Here is a 25,586-nt window from a genome sequence, read left to right as displayed (position 1 = left end):
CGCCCGGAGGCGCTTTCTGCCTTGGGCCGCTCGGCCATACCGGTCCAGGACCGGCAGCAGGATTCGAACCTGCGAGGGGTTGACCCGGAAGTATCCGTGCCCATCGCACCGGGCCGTGACGTCGCCGCGTGCCCAGCGTAGGGCTCTTCCGCACGGGGTGCGCGGGTATTGTGCGGCGGCTTACGGCGGCCCGCCCGCGGCACACGCCGAGGCCCGGCACACCCCGTCGGGGGTGTGCCGGGCCTCGGGGGGACGCGGGGTGCCCGGACTACGCTCCGGCGGCCTTGCGCAGGGCGTCCACGCGGTCGGTGCGCTCCCAGGTGAAGTCGGGCAGCTCACGGCCGAAGTGGCCGTAGGCGGCGGTCTGGGCGTAGATCGGGCGCAGCAGGTCGAGGTCGCGGATGATCGCGGCCGGGCGGAGGTCGAAGACCTCGTCGATGGCGCGCTCGATCTTCTCGGTCTCCACCTTGGCGGTACCGAAGGTCTCGACGAACAGACCGACCGGCTCCGCCTTGCCGATGGCGTACGCCACCTGGACCTCGCAGCGGGCGGCGAGGCCGGCCGCCACCACGTTCTTGGCGACCCAGCGCATCGCGTACGCCGCCGAGCGGTCGACCTTGGACGGGTCCTTGCCGGAGAAGGCACCGCCGCCGTGGCGGGCCATGCCGCCGTAGGTGTCGATGATGATCTTGCGGCCGGTGAGGCCGGCGTCGCCCATCGGGCCGCCGATCTCGAAGCGGCCGGTCGGGTTGACCAGCAGCCGGTACTTCTCGGTGTCGAGCTTGATGCCCTCGTCCAGGAGCGCCTTCAGCTCCGGCTCCACGACGAACTCCCGGATGTCCGGGGCAAGCAGCGACTCGAGGTCGATGTCGGAGGCGTGCTGGGAGGAGACGACGACGGTGTCCAGGCGGACCGCCTTGTCGCCGTCGTACTCGATGGTGACCTGGGTCTTGCCGTCCGGGCGCAGGTAGGGGATGGTCCCGTTCTTGCGCACGTCGGAGAGGCGCTTGGACAGGCGGTGGGCGAGGAAGACGGGCAGCGGCATCAGCGTCGGCGTCTCGTCCGTCGCGTAGCCGAACATCAGGCCCTGGTCGCCGGCGCCCTGCCGGTCCAGCTCGTCGTCGTCGCCCTCGACACGGGCCTCGTAGGCGGCGTCGACACCCTGCGCGATGTCCGGGGACTGCGCGCCGATGGACACCGAGACGCCGCAGGAGGCGCCGTCGAAGCCCTTCTTCGAGGAGTCGTAGCCGATCTCCAGGATCTTGTTGCGCACCAGCGTCGCGATGTCCGCGTACGTCTTGGTGGTGACCTCGCCGGCCACGTGCACCAGGCCGGTGGTGATCAGGGTCTCGACAGCGACCCGGGAGGTGGGGTCCTCACGGAGGAGCGCGTCGAGGATGGTGTCGCTGATCTGGTCAGCGATCTTGTCGGGGTGACCCTCGGTGACGGACTCCGAGGTGAACAGACGACGGGACACAACGCTCCCTGGGGTTGCAGCGGCTGCTGGCTGATCATTGGCGGACGGCGGGGGCTGCACCCGACGCCGTCCGTGGAACAGTTTATCGGTCGCGCTCCGCCACGGGTCCCCCTGTCTCGCCCCGCGAGAGGGCTGTGACCTGCGGCACGGGCATTCTGCCCATGACGAGCGGCCTTGGCCAGAGGCGCCACGCCCCGACGCGCGAGGTTTCGGCGCCCCGGAAGGTGATCCGGCCGCTCATCCGAGCCGTTCGGCGACCAGGTCCCACACGGTCTCGGCCAGAGCCTCCTTGGGCCCGTGGGCTATGGGGGTCTCGCTGCCGTCGGCGCCCAGCACCACGGCCTCGTTCTCCTCGGAGCCGAAGGTCTTGCGCTCCCCCACCTCGTTCACCACCAGGAGGTCGCAGCCCTTGCGCTTCAGCTTGGCGCGGCCGTTGGCGAGCACGTCGTCGGTCTCGGCGGCGAAGCCGACGATCACCTGTCCGGCGCGCACCCGATCGCCGGATATCTCGGCGAGAATGTCCGGATTCCGCACCAGGGTGATGGGCTCGGGCTCCCGGTCGTCCTTTTTCTTGATCTTGCCGGTGGCGTAGGCGGCCGGGCGGAAGTCGGCGACGGCGGCGGCCATGACGACGGCGTCCGCGTCGGCGGTGGCCGCGAGGACGGCCTCACGCAGTTCCACGGCGGTCCCCACCCGGACGACGTCCACGCCGGCCGGGTCGGGCAGGGCGGCGTTCGCCGCGATCAGCGTGACGCGGGCGCCGCGGGCGGCGGCGGTGCGGGCGAGGGCGTAGCCCTGCTTGCCGGAGGAGCGGTTGCCGAGGAAGCGGACGGGGTCGAGGGGCTCGCGGGTGCCTCCGGCGCTGACGACGACGTGCCGGCCCTCGAGATCGGGCTCGGTGACACCACGGGCCAGCACCCGGCGGCAGACCTCGAAGATCTCCCCCGGGTCGGGCAGTCGGCCCTTGCCGGTGTCGACGCCGGTAAGGCGGCCGACGGCGGGTTCGATCACGACGGCACCACGGCGGCGCAGCGTGGCCACGTTCTCCCGGGTCGCCGGGTGTTCCCACATCTCGGTGTGCATGGCGGGAGCGAAGACCACCGGGCAGCGGGCGGTGAGCAGGGTGTTGGTGAGCAGGTCGTCGGCCAGGCCGTGGGCCGCCCTGGCGAGCGTGTCGGCGGTGGCGGGGGCGACGATCACCAGGTCGGCGTGCTGTCCGATGCGGACGTGCGGCACCTCGTGGACGTCGTCCCAGACCTCGGTGGAGACCGGGTTGCCGGAGAGCGCGGACCAGGTGGCGGCGCCGACGAAGTGCAGGGCGGAGGCGGTGGGGACGACCCGGACGTCGTGCCCCGACTCCGTCAGCCGCCTCAGCAGCTCGCAGGCCTTGTACGCGGCGATGCCGCCGCTGACCCCAAGAACGACCTTCGGCTTGTCCACCGTCTCTCCCCGGACCTCGGAAATGTTCGACCACCCCCATGAGACACCACAGGCCCGGCAGCGTGCTGCCGGGCCTGTGGAAAACTCAGCCTTCTTCAGCTGATACGACTTACCAACCGCTTACTGACCGGGGCCTTCGACGGCCTCGGAGGTCAGCAGTCCCGCGTTGATCTCGCGCAGGGCGATCGAGAGCGGCTTCTCGTGGACATGGGTGTCGACGAGGGGACCGACGTACTCGAGCAGGCCCTCGCCGAGCTGCGAGTAGTACGCGTTGATCTGGCGGGCCCGCTTGGCCGCGTAGATCACGAGGCTGTACTTCGAGTCCGTGGCCTCGAGGAGCTCGTCGATCGGCGGGTTGATGATGCCCTCGGGCGCGGAGATGGAAGAGGACACGCTCTACCTTCCGATGGATGGGAAAGATGCAGTCAGCATGATGAGTGAACGATGAGAAGTGAACGATTGCCCACGATCACACGACGTTCATCAAGGCTAGCAGCTCGCGGGCCACGTCCTCGACGGAGGTGTTCACCAGGCTGGTGTCGAACTCCGGCTCGGCCGCCAGTTCGGTCTTCGCGGCGGCCAGCCGGCGCTCGATGACCTCGGGCGACTCGGTGCCCCGGCCCGTGAGCCTGCGCACGAGCTCCTCCCAGGAGGGAGGAGCCAGGAACACCAGCTGCGCCTCGGTCATGGACTCACGGACCTGCCGCGCCCCCTGGAGGTCGATCTCCAGCAGCACGGGCACACCCGCCTCCAGGTGCTCCAGCACCGCCCCGCGGGGCGTGCCGTAGCGGTTGCCGGCGAACTCTGCCCACTCCAGCAGTTCGCCGTTGGCGATCAGCTTGTCCATCTCCTCGTCGGTGACGAAGAAGTAGTGGACTCCGTGCTGCTCGCCGGGGCGGGGCGTACGGGTCGTCGCCGACACCGAGAGCCAGACCTCGGGGTGTTCCTTGCGCATATGGGCGACGACCGTGCTCTTGCCGACCCCGGAGGGGCCGGAGAGCACGGTCAGCCGCGGACGTTCAGTCATGCAGCGATTATTCCAGCAATCACGCGATGCCCGGGACGGCGGTCCCGGACCGCCCGCGCGTCAGGAGCCGGTGCTGCCGAACTCACGCTCCAGGGAGGCGATCTGGTTGGAACCGAGACCACGCACGCGGCGGCTCTCGGAGATGCCCAGTCGCTCCATGATCTGCTTGGCGCGGACCTTGCCCACGCCCGGCAGGGACTCCAGCAGGGCGGAGACCTTCATCTTCCCGATGACGTCGTTCTCCTGGCCCTGCTTGATGACCTCGTGAAGGGAGGCGCCGGAGTGCTTGAGTCGATTCTTGACCTCGGCCCGCTCCCGGCGAGCCGCGGCGGCCTTTTCGAGCGCGGCTGCGCGCTGTTCAGGGGTAAGGGGCGGAAGAGCCACGCCTACGTCACCTCGGATGTCGAACTGTCGGATACGGACCGGTGAGGAACGTGGTCGCCCCACACCTGGGGAGTCACGAGCCACAAGCTCGCCCGTTCACTCTCCGTCGGAGACTAGCGGCCAAGTCCGCCGGAGTCAGCGAGAACTGCGGAAAAGTCCTGGTCAGCCTCCGTCAGGCCGGGCATTTAGGACATACTGCCCCGGATTTGAGGGTGTATCCAGAGTCCGGCGACCACGGATTCCTTCGCCGGCGGACTCAGCCGGCCGTCACGGCGGTCCTGATCCCGTCCGCGAACCGCTCGGCGGCGTCACGCAGTGCGACCGCGTCGGGACCGTGGCGCAACACTCCCCGGCTGACGCTCGGCACCACGTTGCGCACCGCGCCGCCGAAGACCGCCGGAAGATCGGCCGCCGTGGCGCCCTGGGCTCCGATTCCGGGCGCGAGAATCGGCCCGCCCATGTCCAGTTCGTACGACGACAGGTCGCCCAGGGTCGCACCGACCACCGCGCCGAAGGACCCCAGCGGCTCCTCCCCCGCGTTCTCGGCGGCCAGATGCCCGAGCATGGTCGCCCCGACGCTGCGCCCGTCGGCGCGGACGGCGTGCTGCACCTCGCCGCCCTCCGGGTTGGACGTCAGCGCCAGCACGAACAGTCCGGTGCCGGTCTCCCGGGCCAGCGCCACGGCCGGGCTCAGCGAGCCGTAGCCGAGGTACGGCGAGACGGTGAGCGCGTCGGAGAACAGGGGCGCGTCCTTGTGGAGGAACGACTCGGCGTAGGCGGCCATGGTGGAGCCGATGTCACCGCGCTTGGCGTCCATGAGGACCAGCGCGCCGGCCGCCCGCGCCTCCTGGACCGTCCGCTCCAGTACGGCGATCCCGCGCGAGCCGAAGCGTTCGAAGAAGGCGCTCTGCGGCTTGAGCACGGCGACCCGGTCGGCGACCGCCTCGACGACCGTGCGGCTGAACCGCTCCAGACCGCCCACGTCGTCGTTCAGGCCCCACTCGGCGAGCAGGGAGGCGTGCGGGTCGATGCCCACGCACAGCGGGCCGCGCTCGTCCATCGCACGGCGCAGCCGCGCGCCGAAGGGTTCCAGTCCGGTCATACCGTCGTCCTCACGTCGGCGCCCACCGCGTCGGCGAGCGAGGCGTACGGGCTGGTGCGCAGCCGCGCGGCCAGTCCCTTGTGCATGGCACGGCCCCAGAAGGGACCCTCGTAGATGAAGGCGCTGTACCCCTGGACCAGCGTGGCGCCGGCCAGGATGCGCTGCCAGGCGTCCTCGGCGTTCTCGATGCCGCCCACGCCGACCAGGGTGATGCGGTCGCCGACGCGCGCGTAGAGGCGGCGCAGCACCTCGAGGGAGCGTGCCTTCAGGGGGGCGCCGGACAGGCCGCCGGTCTCCGCGACGACGGCCGGGGCGGACGTCAGTCCGAGGCCCTCGCGCGCGATGGTGGTGTTGGTGGCGATGATGCCGTCCAGGCCGAGCTCCACGGCGAGGTCGGCGACCGCGTCGATGTCCTCGTCGGCGAGGTCGGGGGCGATCTTCACCAGCAGCGGCACCCGGCGGGCGGGGACCGTGCGGTCGGCGGCCTCGCGAACGGCGGTGAGCAGCGGACGCAGGTGGTCCACGGCCTGGAGGCTGCGCAGTCCGGGCGTGTTCGGGGAGGAGACGTTGACGACCAGGTAGTCGGCGTACGGCGCCAGCCGCTCGGCGGACTTCACGTAGTCGGCGACGGCCTCGTCCTCGGGGACGGCCTTGGTCTTGCCGATGTTGACGCCGACCACCGTCCTGAACACGGGCGTACGGGACGCCAGGCGCGCGGCGACGGCGAGGGAGCCCTCGTTGTTGAAGCCCATGCGGTTGATCAGCGCCCGGTCGGCGACGAGGCGGAACAGCCGCTTCTTCGGGTTGCCGGGCTGCGGTTCCCCGGTCACCGTGCCGATCTCGACGTGGTCGAAGCCGAGCATGGCCATGCCGTCGATACCGACCGCGTTCTTGTCGAACCCGGCGGCGAGGCCGAAGGGGCTGTGCAGGCGCAGCCCGAGCGCCTCCGTACGCAGTTCCCGGTGGCGGGGGGCGAGCACGGCTGCGACGAAGGTACGCAGCACGGGGACGCGCGCGACGCGGCGGATCCAGCGGAAGGCCAGGTGGTGGGCCTGTTCCGGGTCCATCCGCCCAAAGAGCAGGGTGAAGAGAATCTTGTACATGGTGTCCTCATGAAGAGGGGGACACCGTTTCCGGTGTCCCCCTGGGGGCTGCTGCTAGTCGCGGGCCGCGGTCAGGTGTTCCGCGTGTTCCTGCAGTGAGCGGACGCCCACGTCGCCGCGGTTCAGCGCGTCGATGCCCTGGACGGCGGCGGCGAGCGCCTGGACCGTCGTCAGGCACGGCACCGACCGGGCCACCGCCGCCGTACGGATGTCGTAGCCGTCGAGGCGGCCGCCGGTGCCGTACGGGGTGTTGACGATGAGGTCGACCTCGCCGTCGTGGATGAGCTGGACGATGGTCTTCTCGCCGTTCGGGCCGGTGCCCTCGGACTGCTTGCGGACCACGGTGGCGTTGATGCCGTTGCGCCTGAGGACCTCGGCGGTGCCGGAGGTGGCGAGCAGCTCGAAGCCGTGGGCGACCAGCTCCCGCGCGGGGAAGATCATCGAGCGCTTGTCGCGGTTGGCGACCGAGATGAAGGCGCGGCCCTTGGTCGGCAGCGGACCGTACGCGCCGGCCTGCGACTTGGCGTACGCCGTGCCGAAGACGGAGTCGATGCCCATGACCTCGCCGGTGGAACGCATCTCCGGGCCGAGCACGGTGTCGACGCCGCGGCCGTGGATGTCCCGGAAGCGGGACCACGGCATCACGGCCTCCTTGACGGAGATCGGCGCGTCCAGCGGCAGTTCGCCGCCGTCGCCGTTCGCCGGGAGCAGGCCCTCGGCGCGCAGCTCGGCGACGGTCGCGCCCAGCGAGATCCGCGCGGCGGCCTTCGCCAGCGGCACCGCGGTCGCCTTCGAGGTGAAGGGCACGGTGCGCGAGGCGCGCGGGTTGGCCTCCAGGACGTAGAGGATGTCCCCGGAGAGCGCGAACTGGATGTTGATCAGACCGCGCACCCCGACACCGCGCGCGATGGCCTCCGTGGAGGCGCGCAGCCGCTTGATGTCGAAGCCGCCGAGTGTGATCGGGGGCAGGGCGCACGCCGAGTCACCGGAGTGGATGCCGGCCTCCTCGATGTGCTCCATGACGCCGCCGAGGTAGAGCTCCTCGCCGTCGTAGAGGGCGTCCACGTCGATCTCTATGGCGTCGTCGAGGAAGCGGTCGACGAGGACCGGCCGGGAGGGGCTGATCTCGGTCGACTCGGCGATGTAGGACCCCAGGCGGGTCTCGTCGTAGACGATCTCCATGCCGCGGCCGCCGAGCACGTAGGACGGGCGGACGAGGACCGGGTAGCCGATCTCGTCGGCGATGGCCTTGGCCTCGGCGAAGGTGGTGGCGGTGCCGTGCTTGGGGGCGGGCAGTCCGGCCTCGGCGAGGACGCGGCCGAAGGCGCCGCGGTCCTCGGCGGCGTGGATGGCCTCCGGGGAGGTGCCGACGATCGGCACGCCGTTGTCCTTGAGCGCCTGCGACAGACCGAGCGGGGTCTGGCCGCCGAGCTGCACCACGACGCCCGCGACCGGTCCGGCCTGCTGCTCGGCGTGGACGATCTCCAGGACGTCCTCCAGGGTGAGCGGCTCGAAGTAGAGCCGGTCGGAGGTGTCGTAGTCGGTGGAGACGGTCTCCGGGTTGCAGTTGACCATCACGGTCTCGTACCCGGCGTCGCTCAGCGCGAAGGAGGCGTGGACACAGGAGTAGTCGAACTCGATGCCCTGGCCGATGCGGTTCGGACCGGAGCCCAGGATGATCACCGCGGGCTTCTCGCGCGGCGCGACCTCGGTCTCCTCGTCGTAGGAGGAGTAGAAGTACGGCGTCCGGGCGGCGAACTCGGCGGCGCAGGTGTCGACCGTCTTGTAGACCGGGCGGATACCGAGCGCGTGCCGCACCTCGCGGACGACGTCCTCGCGCAGGCCGCGGATCTCGGCGATCTGCTGGTCGGAGAAGCCGTGCCGCTTGGCCTCGGCGAGCAGGCCGGTGGTCAGCTCGGGGGCGGCGGCCAGCTCGTCGGCGATCTCCTTGACGAGGAACAGCTGGTCGACGAACCAGGGGTCGATCTTCGTGTGCTCGAAGACCTCCTCGGGGGTGGCGCCCGCGCGGATGGCGCCCATGACCGCGTTGATCCGGCCGTCGGTCGGACGGATCGCCTCGCGCAGCAGCTCCTCCTTGTCGCCGGGCTCACCGACGAAGGTGAACTGGCTGCCCTTCTTCTCCAGGGAGCGCAGCGCCTTCTGGAACGCCTCGGTGAAGTTGCGGCCGATGGCCATGGCCTCGCCGACCGACTTCATGGTGGTGGTGAGGGTCGAGTCGGCGCTCGGGAACTTCTCGAAGGCGAAGCGGGGAGCCTTGACGACCACGTAGTCGAGTGTCGGCTCGAAGGAGGCCGGGGTCTCCTGGGTGATGTCGTTGGGGATCTCGTCGAGCGTGTAGCCGACGGCGAGCTTCGCGGCGATCTTGGCGATGGGGAAACCGGTCGCCTTGGAGGCCAGCGCGGACGAACGCGACACACGCGGGTTCATCTCGATGACGATGACCCGGCCGTCCTCGGGGTTCACCGCGAACTGGATGTTGCAGCCGCCGGTGTCCACGCCGACCTCGCGGATGATCGCGATGCCGACGTCGCGCAGCACCTGGTACTCGCGGTCGGTGAGCGTCATCGCGGGCGCGACGGTGATCGAGTCGCCGGTGTGCACGCCCATGGGGTCGAAGTTCTCGATGGAGCAGACGACCACGACGTTGTCGTTCTTGTCGCGCATCAGCTCCAGCTCGTACTCCTTCCAGCCGAGGATGGACTCCTCCAGAAGCACCTCGGTGGTCGGCGAGAGGGTGAGGCCCTGGCCCGCGATGCGGCGCAGCTCGTCCTCGTCGTGTGCGAAGCCGGAGCCGGCGCCGCCCATGGTGAAGGAGGGACGGACGACGACCGGGTAGCCGCCGAGCGCCTCGACGCCCTTGAGGACGTCGTCCATGGAGTGGCAGATGTGGGAGCGGGCGGACTCGCCGTGGCCGGTCTTCCTGCGGACCTCCTCGACGACCTCCTTGAACAGGTCGCGGTCCTCGCCCTTGTTGATCGCCTCGACGTTGGCGCCGATCAGCTCGACGCCGTACTTCTCCAGTACGCCGTTGCCGTGCAGCGAGATGGCGGTGTTGAGGGCCGTCTGGCCGCCCAGGGTGGGCAGGAGCGCGTCGGGGCGCTCCTTGGCGATGATCTTCTCGACGAACTCGGGGGTGATCGGCTCGACGTAGGTGGCGTCGGCGATCTCCGGGTCGGTCATGATCGTCGCCGGGTTGGAGTTCACCAGGACGACCCGCAGGCCCTCGGCCTTGAGGACGCGGCACGCCTGGGTGCCGGAGTAGTCGAACTCGGCGGCCTGGCCGATGACGATCGGGCCGGAGCCGATGACCAGGACGGACTGGATATCGGTGCGCTTAGGCACGCTGGCCCTCCATGAGGTTCACAAAGCGGTCGAACAGGTAGGCGGCGTCGTGCGGGCCCGCTGCCGCCTCGGGGTGGTACTGGACGCTGAAGGCCGGCTTGTCGAGGAGCTGGAGGCCCTCCACCACGTTGTCGTTGAGACACACGTGGGAGACCTCGGCGCGGCCGAACGGGGTGTCGGAGACCTTGTCGAGCGGGGCGTCGACGGCGAAGCCGTGGTTGTGCGCGGTGACCTCGACCTTGCCGGTCGTACGGTCCTGCACCGGCTGGTTGATGCCGCGGTGGCCGTACTTCAGCTTGTAGGTGCCGAAGCCGAGGGCGCGGCCCAGGATCTGGTTGCCGAAGCAGATGCCGAACAGCGGGGTGCCGCGCTCCAGGACGCCCCGCATGACGGAGACGGGGTGGTCGGCGGTGGACGGGTCGCCCGGGCCGTTGGAGAAGAACACGCCGTCCGGGTTCACGGCGTAGACGTCGTCGACGGTGGCGGTGGCGGGCAGGACATGCACCTCGACGCCGCGCTCGGCCATCCGGTGCGGGGTCATGCCCTTGATGCCGAGGTCGATCGCGGCGACGGTGAACTTCTTCTCGCCGATCGCGGGGACGACGTACGGCTCGGTGGTGGCGACCTCGGCGGACAGGTCGGCGCCCTCCATCCTGGGCGCCTCCTGGACGCGGGCCAGCAGGGCCGCGTCGTCGTGCACGGCGTCGCCGCTGAAGATGCCGACGCGCATGGCGCCGCGCTCCCGCAGATGGCGGGTGAGCGCGCGGGTGTCGATGCCGCTGATGCCGACGACGCCCTGGGCGGCCAGTTCGGCGTCCAGCGTCCGGCGGGAGCGCCAGTTGGAGGGCACCCGCGCGGGGTCACGCACGACGTAGCCGGAGACCCAGATCTTCCTGGACTCCATGTCCTCGTCGTTGACGCCGGTGTTCCCCACGTGCGGGGCGGTCATCACCACGACCTGGCGGTGGTAGGAAGGGTCGGTGAGGGTCTCCTGGTAGCCGGTCATGCCGGTGGAGAACACCGCTTCGCCGAAGGTCTCCCCCACCGCCCCGTAGGCACGGCCGCGGAAGATCCGGCCGTCCTCCAGGACGAGTACGGCGGGAACCTTGGCGGCTCCCCTGGTGGAGGTTGTCATCGTGCGCCTTCCGTCTTGTTGATCATGTGGTTGAGGGCTTCCACCCACGCGTTGTGCTCGGCCGCGTGGTCGGAGCGGAAGCCGGAGTCGATCAGCTTGTCGCCGTGTGCCCAGGTCACGACCAGCAGTCCGCCCTCGGTGAGGACCTTGCCGGCGATGCCCTTGTCGAGGCGGGCCTCGCGCAGGGCGTCCGCCGGGACGAAGAAGTCGTCCGCACCCTGGCGTACGACGTCCAGTCCCGCGTCCGTCAGCGTGAGCTCGGCCCTGCTGCGGGTGCCCAGGCCGTGCGCCACGATGCGGTCGAGCCACTGTCCGGCGGTGGTGGAGCCGTGGTAGCGGCCGCTCATCGTCAGTTTCGCCTCGCCGGGGTCGTCCGGCGCGCTGTGCAGCTCGGGCAGGTCGCCCTGGAGCGTGCCCCGCCACTTCCAGCCCTCGCGCATCAGCCAGTAGACGAGCGCGACGAAGAGGGCGAGTCCGACGACCCAGCCGATCCGGGCGGCCCAGTCGGTCACTTCCGCCGATTCCTTACCGGCGGCCAGCAGGAGTACAGGTGTCACGTGAGCTTCCCGTCGACGAGCGTGGCCTTGCCCCGGAGCCAGGTGTGGGTGACACGGCCCGGCAGCTCGCGGCCCTCGTACGGGGTGTTGCGGCTGCGCGAGGCGAAGCCCGCGGGGTCCACAGGGCCACGGTATGCCGTGTCGACGAGGGTGAGGTTGGCGGGCTCGCCTGCCGAGACGGGACGGCCGTGACCCGCGGCCCGGCCGATGCGCGCCGGTGTGAAGGACATACGGTCGGCGACGCCGGCCCAGTCCAGCAGGCCCGTCTCCACCATCGTGTCCTGCACCACCGACAGCGCGGTCTCCAGACCGACCATGCCCATGGCGGCGGCGGCCCACTCGCAGTCCTTGTCCTCGTGCGGGTGCGGGGCGTGGTCGGTGGCGACGATGTCGATCGTGCCGTCGGCGAGCGCCTCGCGCAGTGCCGTCACGTCGCGCTCCGTGCGCAGCGGCGGGTTGACCTTGTAGACCGGGTCGTACGACCGGACCATCTCGTCGGTGAGGAGGAGGTGGTGCGGGGTGACCTCGGCGGTGACGTCGATGCCTCGGGACTTGGCCCACCGGACGATCTCGACGGACCCTGCGGTCGACAGGTGGCAGATGTGCACGCGGGAGCCGACGTGCTCGGCGAGCAGCACGTCCCGCGCGATGATCGACTCCTCGGCGACGGCCGGCCAGCCGCCGAGGCCCAGCTCGGCGGAGACGACACCCTCGTTCATCTGGGCGCCCTCGGTGAGCCGGGGCTCCTGGGCGTGCTGGGCGACGACGCCGCCGAATGCCTTCACGTACTCCAGGGCGCGGCGCATGATCACGGCGTCGTGGACGCACTTGCCGTCGTCGGAGAAGACGGTGACGCCGGCCGCGGACTCGTGCATGGCGCCCAGTTCGGCGAGCTTGGCCCCCTCCAGGCCGACGGTGACGGCGCCGATGGGCTGCACGTCGCAGTAGCCGGACTCCTGGCCGAGCCGCCAGACCTGCTCGACGACGCCGGCGGTGTCGGCGACCGGGAAGGTGTTGGCCATGGCGAAGACGCTGGTGTAGCCGCCGCTCGCCGCCGCGCGGGTGCCGGTCAGGACGGTCTCGGAGTCCTCGCGGCCGGGCTCGCGCAGATGGGTGTGCAGGTCGACCAGGCCCGGCAGGAGCACCTTGCCGCCGGCCTCGACGACCTCGGCGCCGTCGGCGGGCAGTCCGGTGCCGACCCGGGTGATCGTTTCGCCGTCGATCAGCACGTCCTGCGGCTCGCCGCCGAGCACCTTCGCACCGCGGATAAGGATCTTGCTCATGGTTCTTACTTCTCCTCGGTGGTGCGGGCGTGGGTGAGGGCGGGTTCGTTGCCGCCCAGCAGCAGGTAGAGGACGGCCATGCGGATGGAGACGCCGTTGGCGACCTGCTCGATCACCGTGCAGCGGTCGGAGTCGGCGACCTCGGCGGTGATCTCCATGCCGCGGACCATCGGGCCGGGGTGCATGACGATGGCGTGCCCGGGCATCCGCGCCATGCGGTCGCCGTCGAGGCCGTAGCGGCGCGAGTACTCCCGCTCGGTGGGGAAGAACGCGGCGTTCATCCGCTCGCGCTGGACGCGCAGCATCATCACCGCGTCGGACTTGGTCAGCGTCGAGTCGAGGTCGTACGACACCTCGCAGGGCCAGGTGTCGATGCCGACCGGCAGCAGGGTCGGCGGGGCGACCAGGGTGACCTCGGCGCCGAGGGTGTGCAGCAGGTCGACGTTGGAGCGGGCGACCCTGCTGTGCAGGACGTCGCCGACGATCGTGATGCGGCGGCCCGACAGGTCCTGCCCGAGTCCGGCGTCCCGGCCGACCAGCCGGCGCCGCATGGTGAAGGCGTCGAGGAGGGCCTGGGTGGGGTGCTGGTGGGTGCCGTCGCCCGCGTTGATGACGTGTGCGTCGATCCAGCCGGAGGTGGCCAGCCGGTACGGGGCCCCGGAGGCGCCGTGCCGGATGACCACGGCGTCGACGCCCATGGCCTCCAGGGTCTGCGCCGTGTCCTTCAGGGACTCGCCCTTGGAGACGCTGGAGCCCTTGGCGGTGAAGTTGATGACGTCCGCCGACAGCCGCTTCTCGGCGGCCTCGAAGGAGATCCGGGTGCGGGTGGAGTCCTCGAAGAAGAGGTTGACGACGGTCCGGCCGCGCAGGGTCGGGAGTTTCTTGATCGGCCGGTCGGCGACCCGGGCCATCTCCTCGGCGGTGTCGAGGATCAGGACGGCGTCGTCGCGGGTGAGGTCGGCGGCCGAGATGAGATGACGCTGCATCTGTCAGGCTCCGTAAGGCGGTTCGATAGGGAGATATCAGCGGCTAAATCGGTCGGACGGGTACACGTGTGGGCGTGCCGATCCGGCGCACGCCCACGGGCGTGCGCACCGAAGTGCTACTGGGAGGTCTGCTTGGCGCCGAGCAGCACGGTGTCGCGACCGTCCTCCTCGGCGAGCAGGACCTTGACCGTCTCCCGCAGCGACGTGGGGAGGTTCTTGCCGACGTAGTCGGCGCGGATGGGCAGTTCGCGGTGGCCGCGGTCGACGAGGACGGCGAGCTGCACCGCGCGCGGGCGTCCGATGTCGTTCAGCGCGTCGAGGGCGGCGCGGATGGTGCGGCCGGAGAAGAGCACGTCGTCGACGAGGACGACCAGGCGGCCGTCGATGCCGTCGCCGGGGATCTCGGTACGGGCCAGCGCACGCGGTGGGTGCATGCGCAGGTCGTCGCGGTACATCGTGATGTCCAGCGAGCCGACCGGGACCTTGCGCTCGGTGATCTGCTCGAGCTTGGCGGCGAGTCGCTGGGCGAGGAAGACGCCTCGGGTCGGGATGCCGAGGAGCACCACATCGTCGGCGCCCTTGGCGCGTTCGACGATCTCGTGGGCGATGCGGGTCATGACCCGGGCGATGTCCGGGGCCTCGAGAACGGGGCGGGCATCGGGCTGCGGATTCTGCGTGTCCTGCTTGTCCATATGAAAACGGACCTCCTTCTCCGCCTCACGGGACGGACCTTAAAGGACGTCGGATTGCGTGGCCCACGCTATCAGGTGGGATTCCGCCCGTAGCGACACCCCCGATCACTCCGATGGAGTAGCCGATCTTCGCTACCACGGAAGAGTCGGTGTGGACCATTCGGCTTGACGAGCGAGAGTAACGCTGCGTAACCTCACAGTGAGTTACCAGCCGCGCGGCATGGAAACCAGCCAGAGTCGCGTCGACACAGTGCCGGGGAGCTATATGTCCAGCGAATACGCCAAACAGCTCGGGGCCAAGCTCCGGGCGATCCGCACCCAGCAGGGCCTTTCCCTCCACGGTGTCGAGGAGAAGTCCCAGGGCCGTTGGAAGGCGGTCGTGGTCGGTTCGTACGAGCGCGGCGACCGCGCCGTGACCGTACAGCGCCTCGCGGAGCTGGCGGACTTCTACGGCGTCCCGGTGCAGGAGCTGCTGCCGGGCACGACCCCGGGCGGGGCCGCCGAGCCGCCGCCGAAGCTGGTCCTGGACCTGGAGCGGCTGGCCACGGTGCCGGCCGAGAAGGCGGGCCCGCTGCAGCGGTACGCGGCGACGATCCAGTCGCAGCGCGGCGACTACAACGGCAAGGTGCTGTCGATCCGCCAGGACGACCTGCGCACCCTCGCCGTCATCTACGACCAGTCGCCCTCGGTCCTCACCGAGCAGCTGATCAACTGGGGCGTCCTGGACGCGGACGCGCGCCGCGCGGTGGCCTCGCACGAGGACGCGTAGCCGCTTCAGGGGATCGCAGAAACGTGCCGCCGGGGGGGGGGGGCCCCCCCGGGGGGGGGGGCCCCCCCCGGGGGGGTGGGGGGGGGGGCCCGAGGGGGGGGGGGGGCGGGCCCGCCCGGGGGGGGGGCGCCGCCGGCGGCGGCGGGGCCGCGGCCCCCCCCCCCCGGCGCCCCCCCCCCCCCCCCCCCCCCGGGCCCCCCCCCCCCGGGCCGGGGGGGGGGCCCCCCCCCGGGGGGGCCCCCCCCCCCCCGGCGGTTTTTCGTGGGCGCGCCGATTCTGCGTGGGCACGTACGCGCGCCGTGAGGGCAGCACCGCAGGGGCGCGGGGAACTGCGCGACCAGCCACGGACCGGCCCGCAGTCGCCTCCCAGGCGCACCCCCGCGGTGGTGGGCGCGCTCACGGCGCGCGGCGTACGCCTACGCCTCGCGTCGAAGCGACGGCTTCAGCTCCTTGAGCCGGCCCAGCAGCCCGTTCACGAAGGAGGGCGACTCATCGGTCGAGAACTCCTTCGCCAACTGCACCATCTCGTCGAGGACCACCGCGTCCGGGGTCTCGTCGACCCAGATCAGCTCGTACGCGCCGAGCCGCAGAATGCTGCGGTCGACGACCGGCATGCGGTCGATCGTCCAGCCCACCGAGTACTGGGCGATCAGCTCGTCGATGCGCTGCGCGTGCTCCGCGTAGCCCTCGACGAGCTGCATCGTGTACTCGCTCACCGGCGGCTGCCGGGTGTCGGACCGGGCGTGCCGGACCCAGTCGGCGAGGACCGTCAGGACCTCGGCGCCGCGCTGATCGCCCTCGAAAATGATCTGGAAGGCACGCTTGCGGGCCGTATTGCGGGCAGCCACGGTTAGCTGTTCACCCGGCCGAGGTAGTCGCTGGTGCGGGTGTCGACCTTGATCTTCTCACCGGTGGTGATGAAGAGGGGTACCTGGATCTGGTGACCGGTCTCCAGGGTGGCGGGCTTGGTGCCGCCGGTGGAGCGGTCGCCCTGGACGCCCGGCTCGGTCTCCTGGATGACCAGCTCGACGGCGGCCGGGAGCTCGACGAAGAGCACCTCGCCCTCGTGCTGCGCGACGGTGGCCTCGAAGCCCTCGATGAGGAAGTTGGCGGCGTCGGCGACCGTCTTGCGGTCGATGTGCAGCTGGTCGTAGGTCTGCATGTCCATGAAGACGAAGTATTCGCCGTCCATGTACGAGAACTGCATGTCGCGCTTGTCGACGGTGGCCGTTTCGACCTTGACGCCGGCGTTGAAGGTCTTGTCGACGGTCTTGCCGGACAGCACGTTCTTCAGCTTGGTGCGCACGAAGGCCGGGCCTTTGCCGGGCTTGACGTGCTGGAACTCGACGACGGACCAGAGCTGGCCGCCTTCGAGCTTGAGCACCATGCCGTTCTTGAGGTCGTTCGTGGAAGCCACGGTTGCGGAATCTCCTGGACTGGACTGACGTGGACGACGGCCGGGGCCTGCGCCCGTGCCCGACGCGGGGCTAGAGCGCGAGCAGCTCCTTGGTCGTGATGGTGAGTAGCTCGGGTCCGCCGTCCGCCTCGGGGCGCACGACGAGCGTGTCATCGATCCGGACTCCGCCCCGGCCGGGGAGGTGGACCCCCGGTTCGACGGTGACCGGCACGCAAGCGTCCAGTTTACCCATGGCCGCGGGGGTCAATTGAGGGTCCTCGTCGATTTCCAGTCCTACACCGTGGCCGGTGAGTTCGGGGAGGGCCTCGGCGTACCCCGCGGAGTCCAGCACCTGGCGGGCCGCGCGGTCCACGTCACGGCAGGCGGCGCCGGGGACGAGGGACTCGCGCCCGGCGCGCTGGGCGGAGAAGACGAGGTCGTACAGCTCGATCTGCCAGTCCGCCGGGGCCGTGCCGATGACGAACGTGCGGCCGATCTCGCAGCGGTAACCGCGGTAGGTGGCGCCGAGGCAGACCGAGAGGAAGTCGCCCTCCTCGACGCGGCGGTCGGTGGGGCGGTGGCCGGGGCGGCCGGCGTGCGGGCCGGTGGCGACGGAGGTGGGGAAGGCGGGCCCGTCGGCGCCGTGGTCGACGAGGCGGCGCTCCAGTTCGAGGGCGAGGTGGCGTTCGGTGCGGCCTACGAGGATGGACTCCAGGAGTTCGCCCAGTGCCTGGTCGGCGATCTCGGCACCGATGCGGAGGCAGGAGATCTCTTCCTCGTCCTTGACGACGCGAAGCTGTTCCACGGCGCAGCCGATGCCGGTGAGGCGAAGGCGGGGGGCCGTGTCGCGGATGGCGTGGTGGCGGGTGACGGTGAGGTGGTGTTCCTCGAGGGCCAGGGAGTCGGCGCCCTGGGTGACGGCGAGGCGGGCGGCTGCGACTGCGGCGTCGCTGCCGCCGCCACCGCTGCCGAGGCCGAGGCCAGGGCCGAGGCCAGGGCCGGGGACGATGTGGACGCGGAGTGCTTCGTCGGGGCGGCTCTGAGGGGAGCGGTCGTCGGGTGGGCCGACGCAGACGAGGAGGTCCTCGGTCCTGCCGAGCAGGAGCACGGCGCCTTCGGGGGCGGCGCCTGCGAGGTAGCGCACGTTGGCGGGGCGGGACACCAGCGCCGCCGCGCTGCCACCCGCGTTGCAGCATTCCCGTAGCCGCGCCCGGCGTCCCGCGTAGACCTCTGACATTCTTCGAGCGTAGGAGCGGTGGCCGGATGTCGCCGGTCGAGCGGGGCCGAGTGGGGGGGCGGACGCGGCCGCGTCGTGGGGTCGGGGGTGCGGTGGTGCGGTGAGTCCGCCGCAATCGGGCCGGCCTCGCCCGCTGCCACAGTGCCCCGGCACGGGGACCGGGTAAGCGGCGGCCTCACCGCACCACCACACCCCACTCCGGCACGCGATCACCCGCGCCCAGTCGTCGCACCCGGGCATCCCGCCGCCCCCAGCTGCGGCGGTCGTGTCGCTGGGGCGGCACCGGTGGGCGCAGCGGCGTCCCGCCGACGCCGGTGAGTGGGATCCCGCCCGCCGCACAGCAACACCCCCCGCAGACCCGGGCATCCCGCCGCCCCCAGCTGCGGCGGTCGTGTCGCTGGGGCGGCACCGGTGGGCGCAGCGGCGTCCCGCCGGCGCCGGTGAGTGGGATCCCGCCCGTCAGCGGAGGGTCGTCGTGACGTCGGGGGCCCGTTCGAGCGAGGGGAAGTCGCGGTCGGCTCCGGTGTCACGGACACAGGGGCGTTGTACGCGGCCCGCGTTCACCACGGTGGGGGGCTGGCTATCGAGCGGGCCAGGACGTCGTCCAGGATGCGGGCCGTTTCCGGTATGCCCAGCTGGGAGTTGTCGATGATGGGCAGCCCCGAGCCGTACCAGCCGGCCATCCGGCCGTGGATACGGGCCACCTCTTCGTCGGTGAGCCGGCGATTGCCGGAACGTTCCGCGTTGCGTTCCAGGACGATGTCCAGGCCGGGGAGGAGCACCACCGGCAGCAGACCGGGACCCACGTGCCGCTTCCAGCCGCCGAGACCGACGACCGGCCGGTCGGGGAACACCGCGTCGTCGAGAATGCAGGAGATCCCGTTGGCGAGGAAGTTGCGCGCCGCGAAGCCGCAGGTGCGGCGGGCGAGACGATACTGCGCCTCCGAGTGGTCGTTCCACCCGGACTGCGGATCGGCGAACCCCGAGCGCACCCATTCGCGTACGTCGTCGAGGCTGATGTGCGCCGTCGGCACCCGGCGGTGGTCCGCCCAGTACTTGGCCACACTCGTCTTGCCCGCGCCGGCGGGACCTATCAGCAGCACCGCGATGATCGTCCCGGCCGGGTCGGGCGCCGCGGGCGCCTGTGGCGGGCTCGGCATGGCGACCGGGCCGCCGGGCGGCAGCGGTACATGGCCGGTGGTGTCCGGCGGCGGAGGCATCGAGGCGTGCTGCGGACCCGCGTGGGCGGGGCCGGGTCCGGGCGGCGGCGGTGCCGGATAGCCCGGTGCCGGAGGTGGCATGGGCAGCGGGGCGGAGCCCTGGTGCGCTCCCGGGTGCTGGCCCGGGTGGTGTGCGGCCGGTGACCAGCCGGCGGCCGGTCCGTGCCCCGGCTGATGGGGCGGCGGCAGCGGAGACCCCACTGCGTGCTGCATCCGGTGCCACTCCGTCTCGTACAGGCGATGGGGCGCTGACAGCGGGCTTCTCCCGCGTGCTACCGAACGGTACCGCCCCCTGCCGTCGTTGTGTGAACGGCCGGGGGCGGTGATGAGTGCCCGGGGCTACTCCCCCACCTCGCCGTACGCGGCGAGCAGGACGGCCGGGTCCGGACCCTCCAGCACCGTGGGCTTGGCGAGGCCGTCGAGGACGATGAAGCGCAGCAGGTCGCCGCGGGACTTCTTGTCGACCTTCATGTTCTCCAGCAGCTTGGGCCACTGGTCGTGGCGGTAGTGCAGCGGGAGGCCGACCGATTCGAGGACCGTACGGTGGCGGTCCGCGGTGGCGTCGTCCAAGCGGCCCGCGAGGCGGCCGAGTTCGGCCGCGAAGTGCATGCCGACGGCGACGGCCGCGCCGTGGCGCCACTTGTAGCGCTCGTTCTTCTCGATGGCGTGGCCGAGGGTGTGGCCGTAGTTCAGGATCTCCCTCAGGCCCGATTCCTTGAGGTCGGACGAGACGACCTCGGCCTTGACCCGGATCGAACGCTCGATCAGCTCCGCCGTGTGCGGGCCGGACGGGGTGCGGGCGGCCTGGGGGTCGGACTCGATGAGGTCCAGGATCACCGGGTCGGCGATGAAGCCGGCCTTGATGACCTCCGCGAGCCCGGAGACGTAGTCGTTGACCGCGAGGGAGTCCAGCGCCGCGAGGTCGCACAGGACGCCGGCGGGCGGGTGGAAGGCTCCGACCAGGTTCTTGCCCTCGGCGGTGTTGATGCCCGTCTTGCCGCCCACGGCCGCGTCGACCATGGCCAGGACGGTGGTCGGGACCGCGATCCAGCGCACCCCGCGCAGCCAGGTCGCGGCCACGAAGCCGGCCAGGTCCGTCGTGGCCCCGCCGCCCACGCCGACGATGACATCGGTACGGGTGAAGCCGGACTGGCCCAGCGCCTTCCAGCAGTAGGCGGCGACCTCGGCGGTCTTGGCCTCCTCCGCGTTGGGCACCTGGATGGCGATCGCCTCGTAGCCCTGCCCGGCGAGATCCTCGCGGAGTGCCTCGCCGGTCTCGGCGAGGGCTTCCGGGTGCACGATCGCGACGCGCTTGGCCTTCGCTCCGATCAGTCCACCGAGCTCGCCGAGGAGCTGACGGCCCACCAGGACCTCGTACGGGTCGGTGCCCGCCGTGCCGCCGATCTGGATCCGCGTCACTGCTTCGCTGCTCATGCGTCCTTCAACTCCAGTGCGTCCAGGGCCGCTTCGGTGACTTCCTCGGGCGTACGGCCGTCGGTGGGCACGACGGCCGTGGCGGCCTCCTCGTACAGATGCCGGCGGGCCTCCATCAGCTCGCGCCACTGCTTGCGCGGGTTGACCGCGAGGAGCGGACGGGCGGCGTTGAGCCCGGTGCGCTTGACCGCCTCCTCGACGTCCATCGAGAGGTAGACGACCCGCTGCCCGGCGAGCAGCGCGCGCGTCTCGGGGTCGAGGATCGCGCCGCCGCCGAGGGCCAGGACGCCCTGGTGCCCGGCGAGGGCCGTACGCACCGCACGCTTCTCGATCACGCGGAAAGCGGGTTCGCCCTCGTCGACGAAGATGTCGGCGATGGTCCTGCCCTCGGCCGCGACGATGTCGTCGTCGGTGTCGCGGTAGGCCACGTTCAGCCGCTCGGCGAGCAGCCGCCCGACGGTGGACTTGCCCACGCCCATCGGGCCGATCAGTACGATGACCGGTGCACCTGTCATCGGATGGCCAGGTTCTCGAGGTACGAGGTCACATTGCGGTGGGTCTCGGTGACGCTGTCGCCGCCGAACTTCTCCGCGACCGCGTCCGCGAGGACCAGCGCCACCATGGCCTCGGCGACGATCCCGGCCGCCGGCACGGCGCACACGTCGGAGCGCTGGTGGTGGGCGGCGGCCTCCTCGCCGGTGACGACGTCCACGGTCTTCAGGGCGCGCGGCACGGTCGCGATCGGCTTCATCGCCGCGCGGACGCGCAGCAGCTCACCGGTGGTCAGTCCGCCCTCGGTGCCGCCGGAGCGGCCCGACGCGCGCCTGATGCCGTCGTCGGTGACGACGATCTCGTCGTGCGCCTTCGAGCCGGGGACGCGGGCGAGGTCGAAGCCGTCGCCGACCTCCACGCCCTTGATGGCCTGGATGCCCATCAGAGCGGCGGCCAGCCGGGCGTCCAGGCGGCGGTCCCAGTGGACATGGGAGCCGAGGCCCACGGGCACGCCGTACGCCAGTACCTCGACCACGCCGCCGAGGGTGTCGCCGTCCTTGTGGGCCTGGTCGATCTCCGCGACCATCGCCTTCGAGGCGTCCGCGTCCAGACAGCGCACCGGGTCGGCGTCGAGACGCTCCACGTCGGCGGGGGTCGGGTACACGCCGTACGGCGCCTTCGCGGAGGCCAGCTCGACGACGTGGCTGACGATCTCGATTCCGGCCGTCTCCTTCAGGTACGACCGTGCCACCGCGCCCAGGGCCACGCGGGCGGCGGTCTCGCGGGCGGAGGCCCGCTCCAGGATCGGCCGGGCCTCGTCGAAGCCGTACTTCTGCATGCCGGCCAGGTCGGCGTGGCCGGGGCGTGGGCGGGTCAGCGGGGCGTTGCGCGCCAGGCCGGCCAGCACGTCGGGGTCGACCGGGTCGGCCGCCATGACCTGCTCCCACTTCGGCCATTCGGTGTTGCCCACCATGACCGCGACCGGAGAGCCGATGGTCAGACCGTGCCGGACGCCGCCGAGGAAGGTGACCTCGTCGCGCTCGAACTTCATCCGGGCACCGCGTCCATAGCCCAGCCGCCGCCTCGCGAGGTGGTCCGCCACCATGTCGGTGGTGATCGGTACGCCGGCGGGAAGACCCTCCAGCGTCGCCACGAGTGCGGGACCGTGCGACTCCCCCGCGGTCAGCCAGCGCAACCTGCTCAACGGTGCTCCTCAAATGCTCGCGCCCCGGTACTGCCCTGCGTACACGTCTCCTCGTGTACGACTGCGGCGTGACGGGGTGCGCGGCCCCGGTCCGCCGTCTTCGATCCTCCCACGTCCCTGCCGGGTGTCCGGCCGCCGGTCCATCAGACGGACGGGCTGGATCCCGGGCCGGGCGGTGGGGAAATCAGGCCGTTCCGCCCTCGCCCCGGCGCTGTTGCGGGGCGTAGGCGCCGAGAAAATCGGCTCCGCTGCCCTGCGGCTGCGCCTGCTGGGACGCGTACTGTCCCAGGTGGTCGGCACCGCTCGGCTGCTGGGCGGTCTGCTGCGGGGCGTAGGCGCCCAGATGGTCGGCGCCGCTCCCCTGGCCGTACTGCGCCGCCGCGTGGACCGGCTGTCCGCCCCGGACCGCCCGGCGGTACGCGATCTTGCGCTTGAGCTTGACGACCCAGGACGCGACGACGGCGAGCACGATCAGCGCCAGCACCGTGATCTGCACCCAGTCGGGCAGAAAGCCCAGCACGGACTCGAAGATCTGGGACTTCACCGACGCCAGTGGTATGCCTGCGGACATGGAACGCGTTCCCTCCCGTGTTCCGCCCCCTGCGGAACCGACGGTGGATCTTATCGGGCCGCGAGCGCCCGCTCTCCCGCTTTTCGCATCGCGTCCAAGGGCGCGGGTGAACATCCCGTCATCTGCTCCACCTGGAGCACCGCCTGGTGCACCAGGAGGTCCAGCCCGCTGACCACGGCGCCCCCGTACGCCGACCAGCGGGCGGCGAGCACGGTCGGCCACGGGTCGTAGAGCACGTCGAAGAGGGCCGCCGGGTGTTCCGGGACGGCCCCGGCGAGGGCGTCCGTGACGCCGGCCGGGGTGGTGCTGACGACCAGCGGGGCGTGCAGGGCCTGCTCCGCGTCCTCCCAGGCGGCGATGCGCACCGCCACGTCGAGCCGCTCCGCCCACTCGCGCATCTCCGTCGCACGGGTCTCGCTGCGGACGTGGACGGTGACCTCGCCGGAGCAGATGCGGGCCAGCGCGGCGAGGGCGGAGGAGGCGGTGGCGCCGGCGCCGATGATGGCGGCCGTCTCCACCTTGTCGATGCCGTGCTCGCGCAGGGCGGCGACCATCCCGGGGATGTCGGTGTTGTCGCCGGTCCGGCGGCCGTCCGGCGTGAGGACGACCGTGTTGACCGCCTCGACCGAGGTGGCGGTCTCGCTGACCGAGTCCAGCAGCGGGATCACCGCCCGCTTCAGCGGCATGGTCAGCGACAGCCCCGCCCACTCGGTGCCGAGCGTGTCGAAGAAGCCGGGCAGGGACGTCTCGTCGACCTCGAAACGGTCGTACGTCCAGCCCTCCAGGCCCAGCTCGGCGTAGGCGGTGCGGTGCAGCACCGGGGAGAGGGAGTGGGCGATCGGGGAACCGAGTACGGCGGCCCTGCGGGCGGCCGCCATCAGTTCTTCCTCGTCGCGTTGAACTTGTCGACGAGCTTCTGGTGCTCCGCGATGGTCTTGGCGAACTCGGTCTTGTTCGCTCCGTCCGTGGCGACGAAGTACATCCAGCCGTCGGTCGTCGGATTCAGCGCGGCCTGCAGCGCCTCCTCGCCGGGATTGCCGATCGGGCCGGGCGTCAGGCCCTTGTTGGTGTACGTGTTGTACGGGTCGGGGTTGCTGTTGATCTCCGACTCGGAGATGTCGATCTCGCTCTGGCCGAGGAGGTAGTTGAAGGTCGAGTCGAACTGGAGCTTCTGGAACGTCTCCGTATTGCTGGGCTTGAGCCGGTTGTAGATCACTTCGGACATCTTGCGGAAGTCGTCGTGGGTCTTGCCCTCCGCCTGCACCAGGCTCGCTACCGTCACCAGCTCCCACGGACCCTCGAGACCGAGCTTCTTCGACTGCCCCTCGAAGTCCAGTTCCTCGTACTTCTCGGTGGCACGGGCCACCATCTGTTTCAGCACGTCCTCGGGCTTCTGTCCCTTGGCGACGGCGTAGCTCGACGGGTAGAGGAAGCCCTCCAGCGGGTCCTTGACCTCGTCGTGGTTCATGGCCCAGTCGGGCAGGCCGAGGCTCTTCCACTTGGTCTCGGCGACCTTGGCCGTGGTGCCGTCGTCCACCTTGAGGCGCTTGTCGATCAGCTCGTAGACGGCCACGTTGCGCTTGCCCTCGGCGATGATCAGATTGTCGCGGCTCTTCGGGCTGAGCATCAGCTCGACCGCGCTCGACGCCGACATCTCCTTCTGCAGCGTGTAGACGCCGTCCTGGATCCCCTTGCCGCCCGGGTTGGCCGCCTGGGCCGCGACGAAGGCGTCGACGCTCTTGACGACGCCCGCCTTCTTCAGCTCCTGGCCGATGGCGTATCCGCCGGATCCCTTGGGGATCGTGACGGTCACCTGCTCGCCGTTGCCGGCCCCCGCGAAGTCCGGGGCACTGCCGAAACGATCCTGGTAGAACTGGTAGCCGAAGTAGGTGACACCCGCGAGGCCGCCGCCGAGGACCACGACCACGACGAGGCAGGCCATGCCACTGCGCCGCTTCTTCTCCTTGCCGCCGCGGCCCTGTCGTTCGCCACGCCCGCGCCGCTCGGCCGGCTCGTCGTCGCGCTGGTCGTCGTCGTCGCCACCGCCCGAGAAGAAGGCGTGTTCGCCCTGGTCGGGGCCCGGATCCCAATCCGTCCGCGGCTCGGATTCCGGTTCGGGCCCGGGCTCGGGTTCGGCGCGGCGGCGGCCGGGCGGCTCCGGCGGCGGATAGGCCTCGGGGGTGCTGTAGTAGTCGGGCTGTTCACCGCCGTACGTCCCCGGCTGCTGCTGCCCGTACGGGTCCGCCGGGCCGGCCGCGTAGGGGTCCTGGGGATAGGAGCCCGTGGGCCAGCCGTTCTGGTCGTACTGCGGCTGTTGCTGCTGAGCGGCGTACTGCTGCTGGTCGTACTGATGCTGGTGCTGCTGCTGGTCGTACTGGTTCTGGCCGTACTGGTTCTGGTCGTACTGCGGGTACTGCTGACCGCCGTACCCGTGCTGGTCACCGGTGCCCCAGTCGCCGTACTGCTGCTGCGTCTGCGGCTGCTGCGGGTAGTCCTGTGGCTGGCCGCCGTAGGGGGACTGCTGACCCTGCTGGGTCTGCTGTCCGCCCCATCCGCCGTCCCCGTACAACGGGTCGTCCGGATGCCACGGTTCGGAGCCCTGGCCCCGGCCATACTCAGTCATCGATCCCCTAGAGCCGCGAGGCGGCGGATACGCGGCCACCTGAAGACCGCGACTCCCGTCCCGCCTCTCTCTGTGCGGCGGCTGTTCGAAC

The 25,586-nt window shown here is 71.0% G+C and carries 24 protein-coding genes; 1 reads left to right on the top strand and 23 read right to left on the bottom strand.

Annotation, left to right across the window (positions count from 1 at the left end; all coding sequences use genetic code 11):
• Nucleotides 1-268 precede the first annotated feature (268 nt).
• The 13 genes from metK to pyrR all read right to left on the bottom strand — a co-directional run bounded on the left by metK (nt 269) and on the right by pyrR (nt 14,549).
• Nucleotides 269-1,477, bottom strand: a complete 1,209-nt coding sequence (metK, locus tag ACGFR9_RS16530) for a methionine adenosyltransferase (protein ID WP_030221579.1) — start codon at nt 1,475-1,477, stop codon at nt 269-271.
• 237 nt (nt 1,478-1,714) lie between these two features.
• Nucleotides 1,715-2,917, bottom strand: coding sequence for a bifunctional phosphopantothenoylcysteine decarboxylase/phosphopantothenate--cysteine ligase CoaBC (gene coaBC, locus ACGFR9_RS16525; RefSeq protein WP_311645440.1), 1,203 nt, complete (start codon nt 2,915-2,917; stop codon nt 1,715-1,717).
• Nucleotides 2,918-3,037: 120 nt separating this feature from the next.
• Complete coding sequence (gene rpoZ, locus ACGFR9_RS16520; RefSeq protein WP_004933985.1) at nt 3,038-3,310, bottom strand: DNA-directed RNA polymerase subunit omega; 273 nt, start codon at nt 3,308-3,310, stop codon at nt 3,038-3,040.
• Nucleotides 3,311-3,386: 76 nt separating this feature from the next.
• On the bottom strand, nt 3,387-3,944 hold the full coding sequence (gene gmk / locus ACGFR9_RS16515) for a guanylate kinase (protein ID WP_311645439.1): 558 nt from the start codon (nt 3,942-3,944) through the stop codon (nt 3,387-3,389).
• A 60-nt stretch (nt 3,945-4,004) separates the two neighbouring features.
• On the bottom strand, nt 4,005-4,328 hold the full coding sequence (locus ACGFR9_RS16510) for an integration host factor (RefSeq protein WP_003977346.1): 324 nt from the start codon (nt 4,326-4,328) through the stop codon (nt 4,005-4,007).
• Nucleotides 4,329-4,584: 256 nt separating this feature from the next.
• Entirely contained in the window at nt 4,585-5,430 is an 846-nt protein-coding gene (gene pyrF / locus ACGFR9_RS16505) for an orotidine-5'-phosphate decarboxylase (protein WP_393208320.1), read from the bottom strand.
• On the bottom strand, nt 5,427-6,533 hold the full coding sequence (locus tag ACGFR9_RS16500; RefSeq protein ID WP_311645435.1) for a quinone-dependent dihydroorotate dehydrogenase: 1,107 nt from the start codon (nt 6,531-6,533) through the stop codon (nt 5,427-5,429). The genes pyrF and ACGFR9_RS16500 overlap by 4 nt, the downstream gene beginning before the upstream one ends.
• A 54-nt stretch (nt 6,534-6,587) precedes the next feature.
• Nucleotides 6,588-9,896, bottom strand: a complete 3,309-nt coding sequence (carB, locus tag ACGFR9_RS16495) for a carbamoyl-phosphate synthase large subunit (RefSeq protein ID WP_393208316.1) — start codon at nt 9,894-9,896, stop codon at nt 6,588-6,590.
• Nucleotides 9,889-11,031, bottom strand: coding sequence for a glutamine-hydrolyzing carbamoyl-phosphate synthase small subunit (gene carA, locus ACGFR9_RS16490; RefSeq protein ID WP_393208312.1), 1,143 nt, complete (start codon nt 11,029-11,031; stop codon nt 9,889-9,891). Before carA ends, carB begins: the two co-directional genes overlap by 8 nt.
• Nucleotides 11,028-11,588, bottom strand: coding sequence for a hypothetical protein (locus ACGFR9_RS16485; RefSeq protein WP_393208309.1), 561 nt, complete (start codon nt 11,586-11,588; stop codon nt 11,028-11,030). Before ACGFR9_RS16485 ends, carA begins: the two co-directional genes overlap by 4 nt.
• Complete coding sequence (locus tag ACGFR9_RS16480; protein ID WP_393208306.1) at nt 11,585-12,871, bottom strand: dihydroorotase; 1,287 nt, start codon at nt 12,869-12,871, stop codon at nt 11,585-11,587. Before ACGFR9_RS16480 ends, ACGFR9_RS16485 begins: the two co-directional genes overlap by 4 nt.
• Before the next feature lie 5 nt (nt 12,872-12,876).
• Nucleotides 12,877-13,857, bottom strand: a complete 981-nt coding sequence (locus tag ACGFR9_RS16475; protein ID WP_393208303.1) for an aspartate carbamoyltransferase catalytic subunit — start codon at nt 13,855-13,857, stop codon at nt 12,877-12,879.
• A gap of 116 nt (nt 13,858-13,973) precedes the next feature.
• The gene (pyrR, locus tag ACGFR9_RS16470; protein WP_393208300.1) at nt 13,974-14,549 is read right to left on the bottom strand and encodes a bifunctional pyr operon transcriptional regulator/uracil phosphoribosyltransferase PyrR; all 576 of its coding nucleotides are present in this window, start codon (nt 14,547-14,549) and stop codon (nt 13,974-13,976) included.
• Between the two features lie 265 nt (nt 14,550-14,814).
• Between pyrR and bldD the strand changes: the two genes are divergently transcribed.
• On the top strand, nt 14,815-15,318 hold the full coding sequence (gene bldD, locus ACGFR9_RS16465) for a transcriptional regulator BldD (protein WP_030221608.1): 504 nt from the start codon (nt 14,815-14,817) through the stop codon (nt 15,316-15,318).
• A gap of 416 nt (nt 15,319-15,734) precedes the next feature.
• Here the strand turns inward: bldD and nusB are convergent, their stop codons facing one another.
• The 10 genes from nusB to mltG form a co-directional block, all read right to left on the bottom strand.
• A complete protein-coding gene (nusB, locus tag ACGFR9_RS16460; protein ID WP_311645422.1) occupies nt 15,735-16,166 on the bottom strand; it encodes a transcription antitermination factor NusB in 432 nt (143 codons plus the stop codon).
• Between the two features lie 2 nt (nt 16,167-16,168).
• Nucleotides 16,169-16,735: an elongation factor P gene (gene efp, locus ACGFR9_RS16455; protein ID WP_311645420.1), complete on the bottom strand. Its 567-nt coding sequence runs from the start codon at nt 16,733-16,735 to the stop codon at nt 16,169-16,171.
• Nucleotides 16,736-16,805: 70 nt separating this feature from the next.
• Complete coding sequence (locus ACGFR9_RS16450) at nt 16,806-17,951, bottom strand: M24 family metallopeptidase (RefSeq protein ID WP_393208295.1); 1,146 nt, start codon at nt 17,949-17,951, stop codon at nt 16,806-16,808.
• A 560-nt stretch (nt 17,952-18,511) separates the two neighbouring features.
• Entirely contained in the window at nt 18,512-19,384 is an 873-nt protein-coding gene (locus tag ACGFR9_RS16445; RefSeq protein WP_311645416.1) for a Pro-rich N-terminal domain-containing protein, read from the bottom strand.
• Nucleotides 19,385-19,510: 126 nt separating this feature from the next.
• The gene (gene aroB / locus ACGFR9_RS16440) at nt 19,511-20,605 is read right to left on the bottom strand and encodes a 3-dehydroquinate synthase (protein ID WP_393208290.1); all 1,095 of its coding nucleotides are present in this window, start codon (nt 20,603-20,605) and stop codon (nt 19,511-19,513) included.
• A complete protein-coding gene (locus ACGFR9_RS16435; protein WP_393208287.1) occupies nt 20,602-21,120 on the bottom strand; it encodes a shikimate kinase in 519 nt (172 codons plus the stop codon). Before ACGFR9_RS16435 ends, aroB begins: the two co-directional genes overlap by 4 nt.
• Nucleotides 21,117-22,301: a chorismate synthase gene (aroC, locus tag ACGFR9_RS16430; protein WP_393208284.1), complete on the bottom strand. Its 1,185-nt coding sequence runs from the start codon at nt 22,299-22,301 to the stop codon at nt 21,117-21,119. Before aroC ends, ACGFR9_RS16435 begins: the two co-directional genes overlap by 4 nt.
• A gap of 184 nt (nt 22,302-22,485) precedes the next feature.
• The gene (locus ACGFR9_RS16425; protein ID WP_393208281.1) at nt 22,486-22,872 is read right to left on the bottom strand and encodes a hypothetical protein; all 387 of its coding nucleotides are present in this window, start codon (nt 22,870-22,872) and stop codon (nt 22,486-22,488) included.
• A 50-nt stretch (nt 22,873-22,922) separates the two neighbouring features.
• Nucleotides 22,923-23,750, bottom strand: coding sequence for a shikimate dehydrogenase (locus ACGFR9_RS16420; protein WP_393208278.1), 828 nt, complete (start codon nt 23,748-23,750; stop codon nt 22,923-22,925).
• Complete coding sequence (gene mltG, locus ACGFR9_RS16415) at nt 23,750-25,495, bottom strand: endolytic transglycosylase MltG (protein WP_393208275.1); 1,746 nt, start codon at nt 25,493-25,495, stop codon at nt 23,750-23,752. The genes ACGFR9_RS16420 and mltG overlap by 1 nt, the downstream gene beginning before the upstream one ends.
• Between the last annotated feature and the right edge of the window lie 91 nt (nt 25,496-25,586).

The organism is Streptomyces sp. NPDC048584, assembly GCF_043199595.1.
Lineage (GTDB): Bacteria > Actinomycetota > Actinomycetes > Streptomycetales > Streptomycetaceae > Streptomyces > Streptomyces edwardsiae.
Note: the sequence above shows the minus strand (reverse complement) of the source record. Positions and strands in the feature narration are given on the sequence as shown.

Bases quoted from the DNA above. Each gene is read 5' to 3' on its own strand.
- gmk (WP_311645439.1), bottom strand. From the start codon at position 3,944: ATGACTGAACGTCCGCGGCTGACCGTGCTCTCCGGCCCCTCCGGGGTC.
- pyrF (WP_393208320.1), bottom strand. From the start codon at position 5,430: ATGACCGGACTGGAACCCTTCGGCGCGCGGCTGCGCCGTGCGATGGAC.
- ACGFR9_RS16500 (WP_311645435.1), bottom strand. From the start codon at position 6,533: ATGTACAAGATTCTCTTCACCCTGCTCTTTGGGCGGATGGACCCGGAA.
- carA (WP_393208312.1), bottom strand. From the start codon at position 11,031: ATGACAACCTCCACCAGGGGAGCCGCCAAGGTTCCCGCCGTACTCGTC.
- ACGFR9_RS16480 (WP_393208306.1), bottom strand. From the start codon at position 12,871: ATGAGCAAGATCCTTATCCGCGGTGCGAAGGTGCTCGGCGGCGAGCCG.
- ACGFR9_RS16475 (WP_393208303.1), bottom strand. From the start codon at position 13,857: ATGCAGCGTCATCTCATCTCGGCCGCCGACCTCACCCGCGACGACGCC.
- pyrR (WP_393208300.1), bottom strand. From the start codon at position 14,549: ATGGACAAGCAGGACACGCAGAATCCGCAGCCCGATGCCCGCCCCGTT.
- bldD (WP_030221608.1), top strand. From the start codon at position 14,815: ATGTCCAGCGAATACGCCAAACAGCTCGGGGCCAAGCTCCGGGCGATC.
- ACGFR9_RS16450 (WP_393208295.1), bottom strand. From the start codon at position 17,951: ATGTCAGAGGTCTACGCGGGACGCCGGGCGCGGCTACGGGAATGCTGC.
- ACGFR9_RS16445 (WP_311645416.1), bottom strand. From the start codon at position 19,384: ATGCAGCACGCAGTGGGGTCTCCGCTGCCGCCGCCCCATCAGCCGGGG.
- aroB (WP_393208290.1), bottom strand. From the start codon at position 20,605: ATGAGCAGCGAAGCAGTGACGCGGATCCAGATCGGCGGCACGGCGGGC.
- ACGFR9_RS16435 (WP_393208287.1), bottom strand. From the start codon at position 21,120: ATGACAGGTGCACCGGTCATCGTACTGATCGGCCCGATGGGCGTGGGC.
- ACGFR9_RS16425 (WP_393208281.1), bottom strand. From the start codon at position 22,872: ATGTCCGCAGGCATACCACTGGCGTCGGTGAAGTCCCAGATCTTCGAG.
- ACGFR9_RS16420 (WP_393208278.1), bottom strand. From the start codon at position 23,750: ATGGCGGCCGCCCGCAGGGCCGCCGTACTCGGTTCCCCGATCGCCCAC.
- mltG (WP_393208275.1), bottom strand. From the start codon at position 25,495: ATGACTGAGTATGGCCGGGGCCAGGGCTCCGAACCGTGGCATCCGGAC.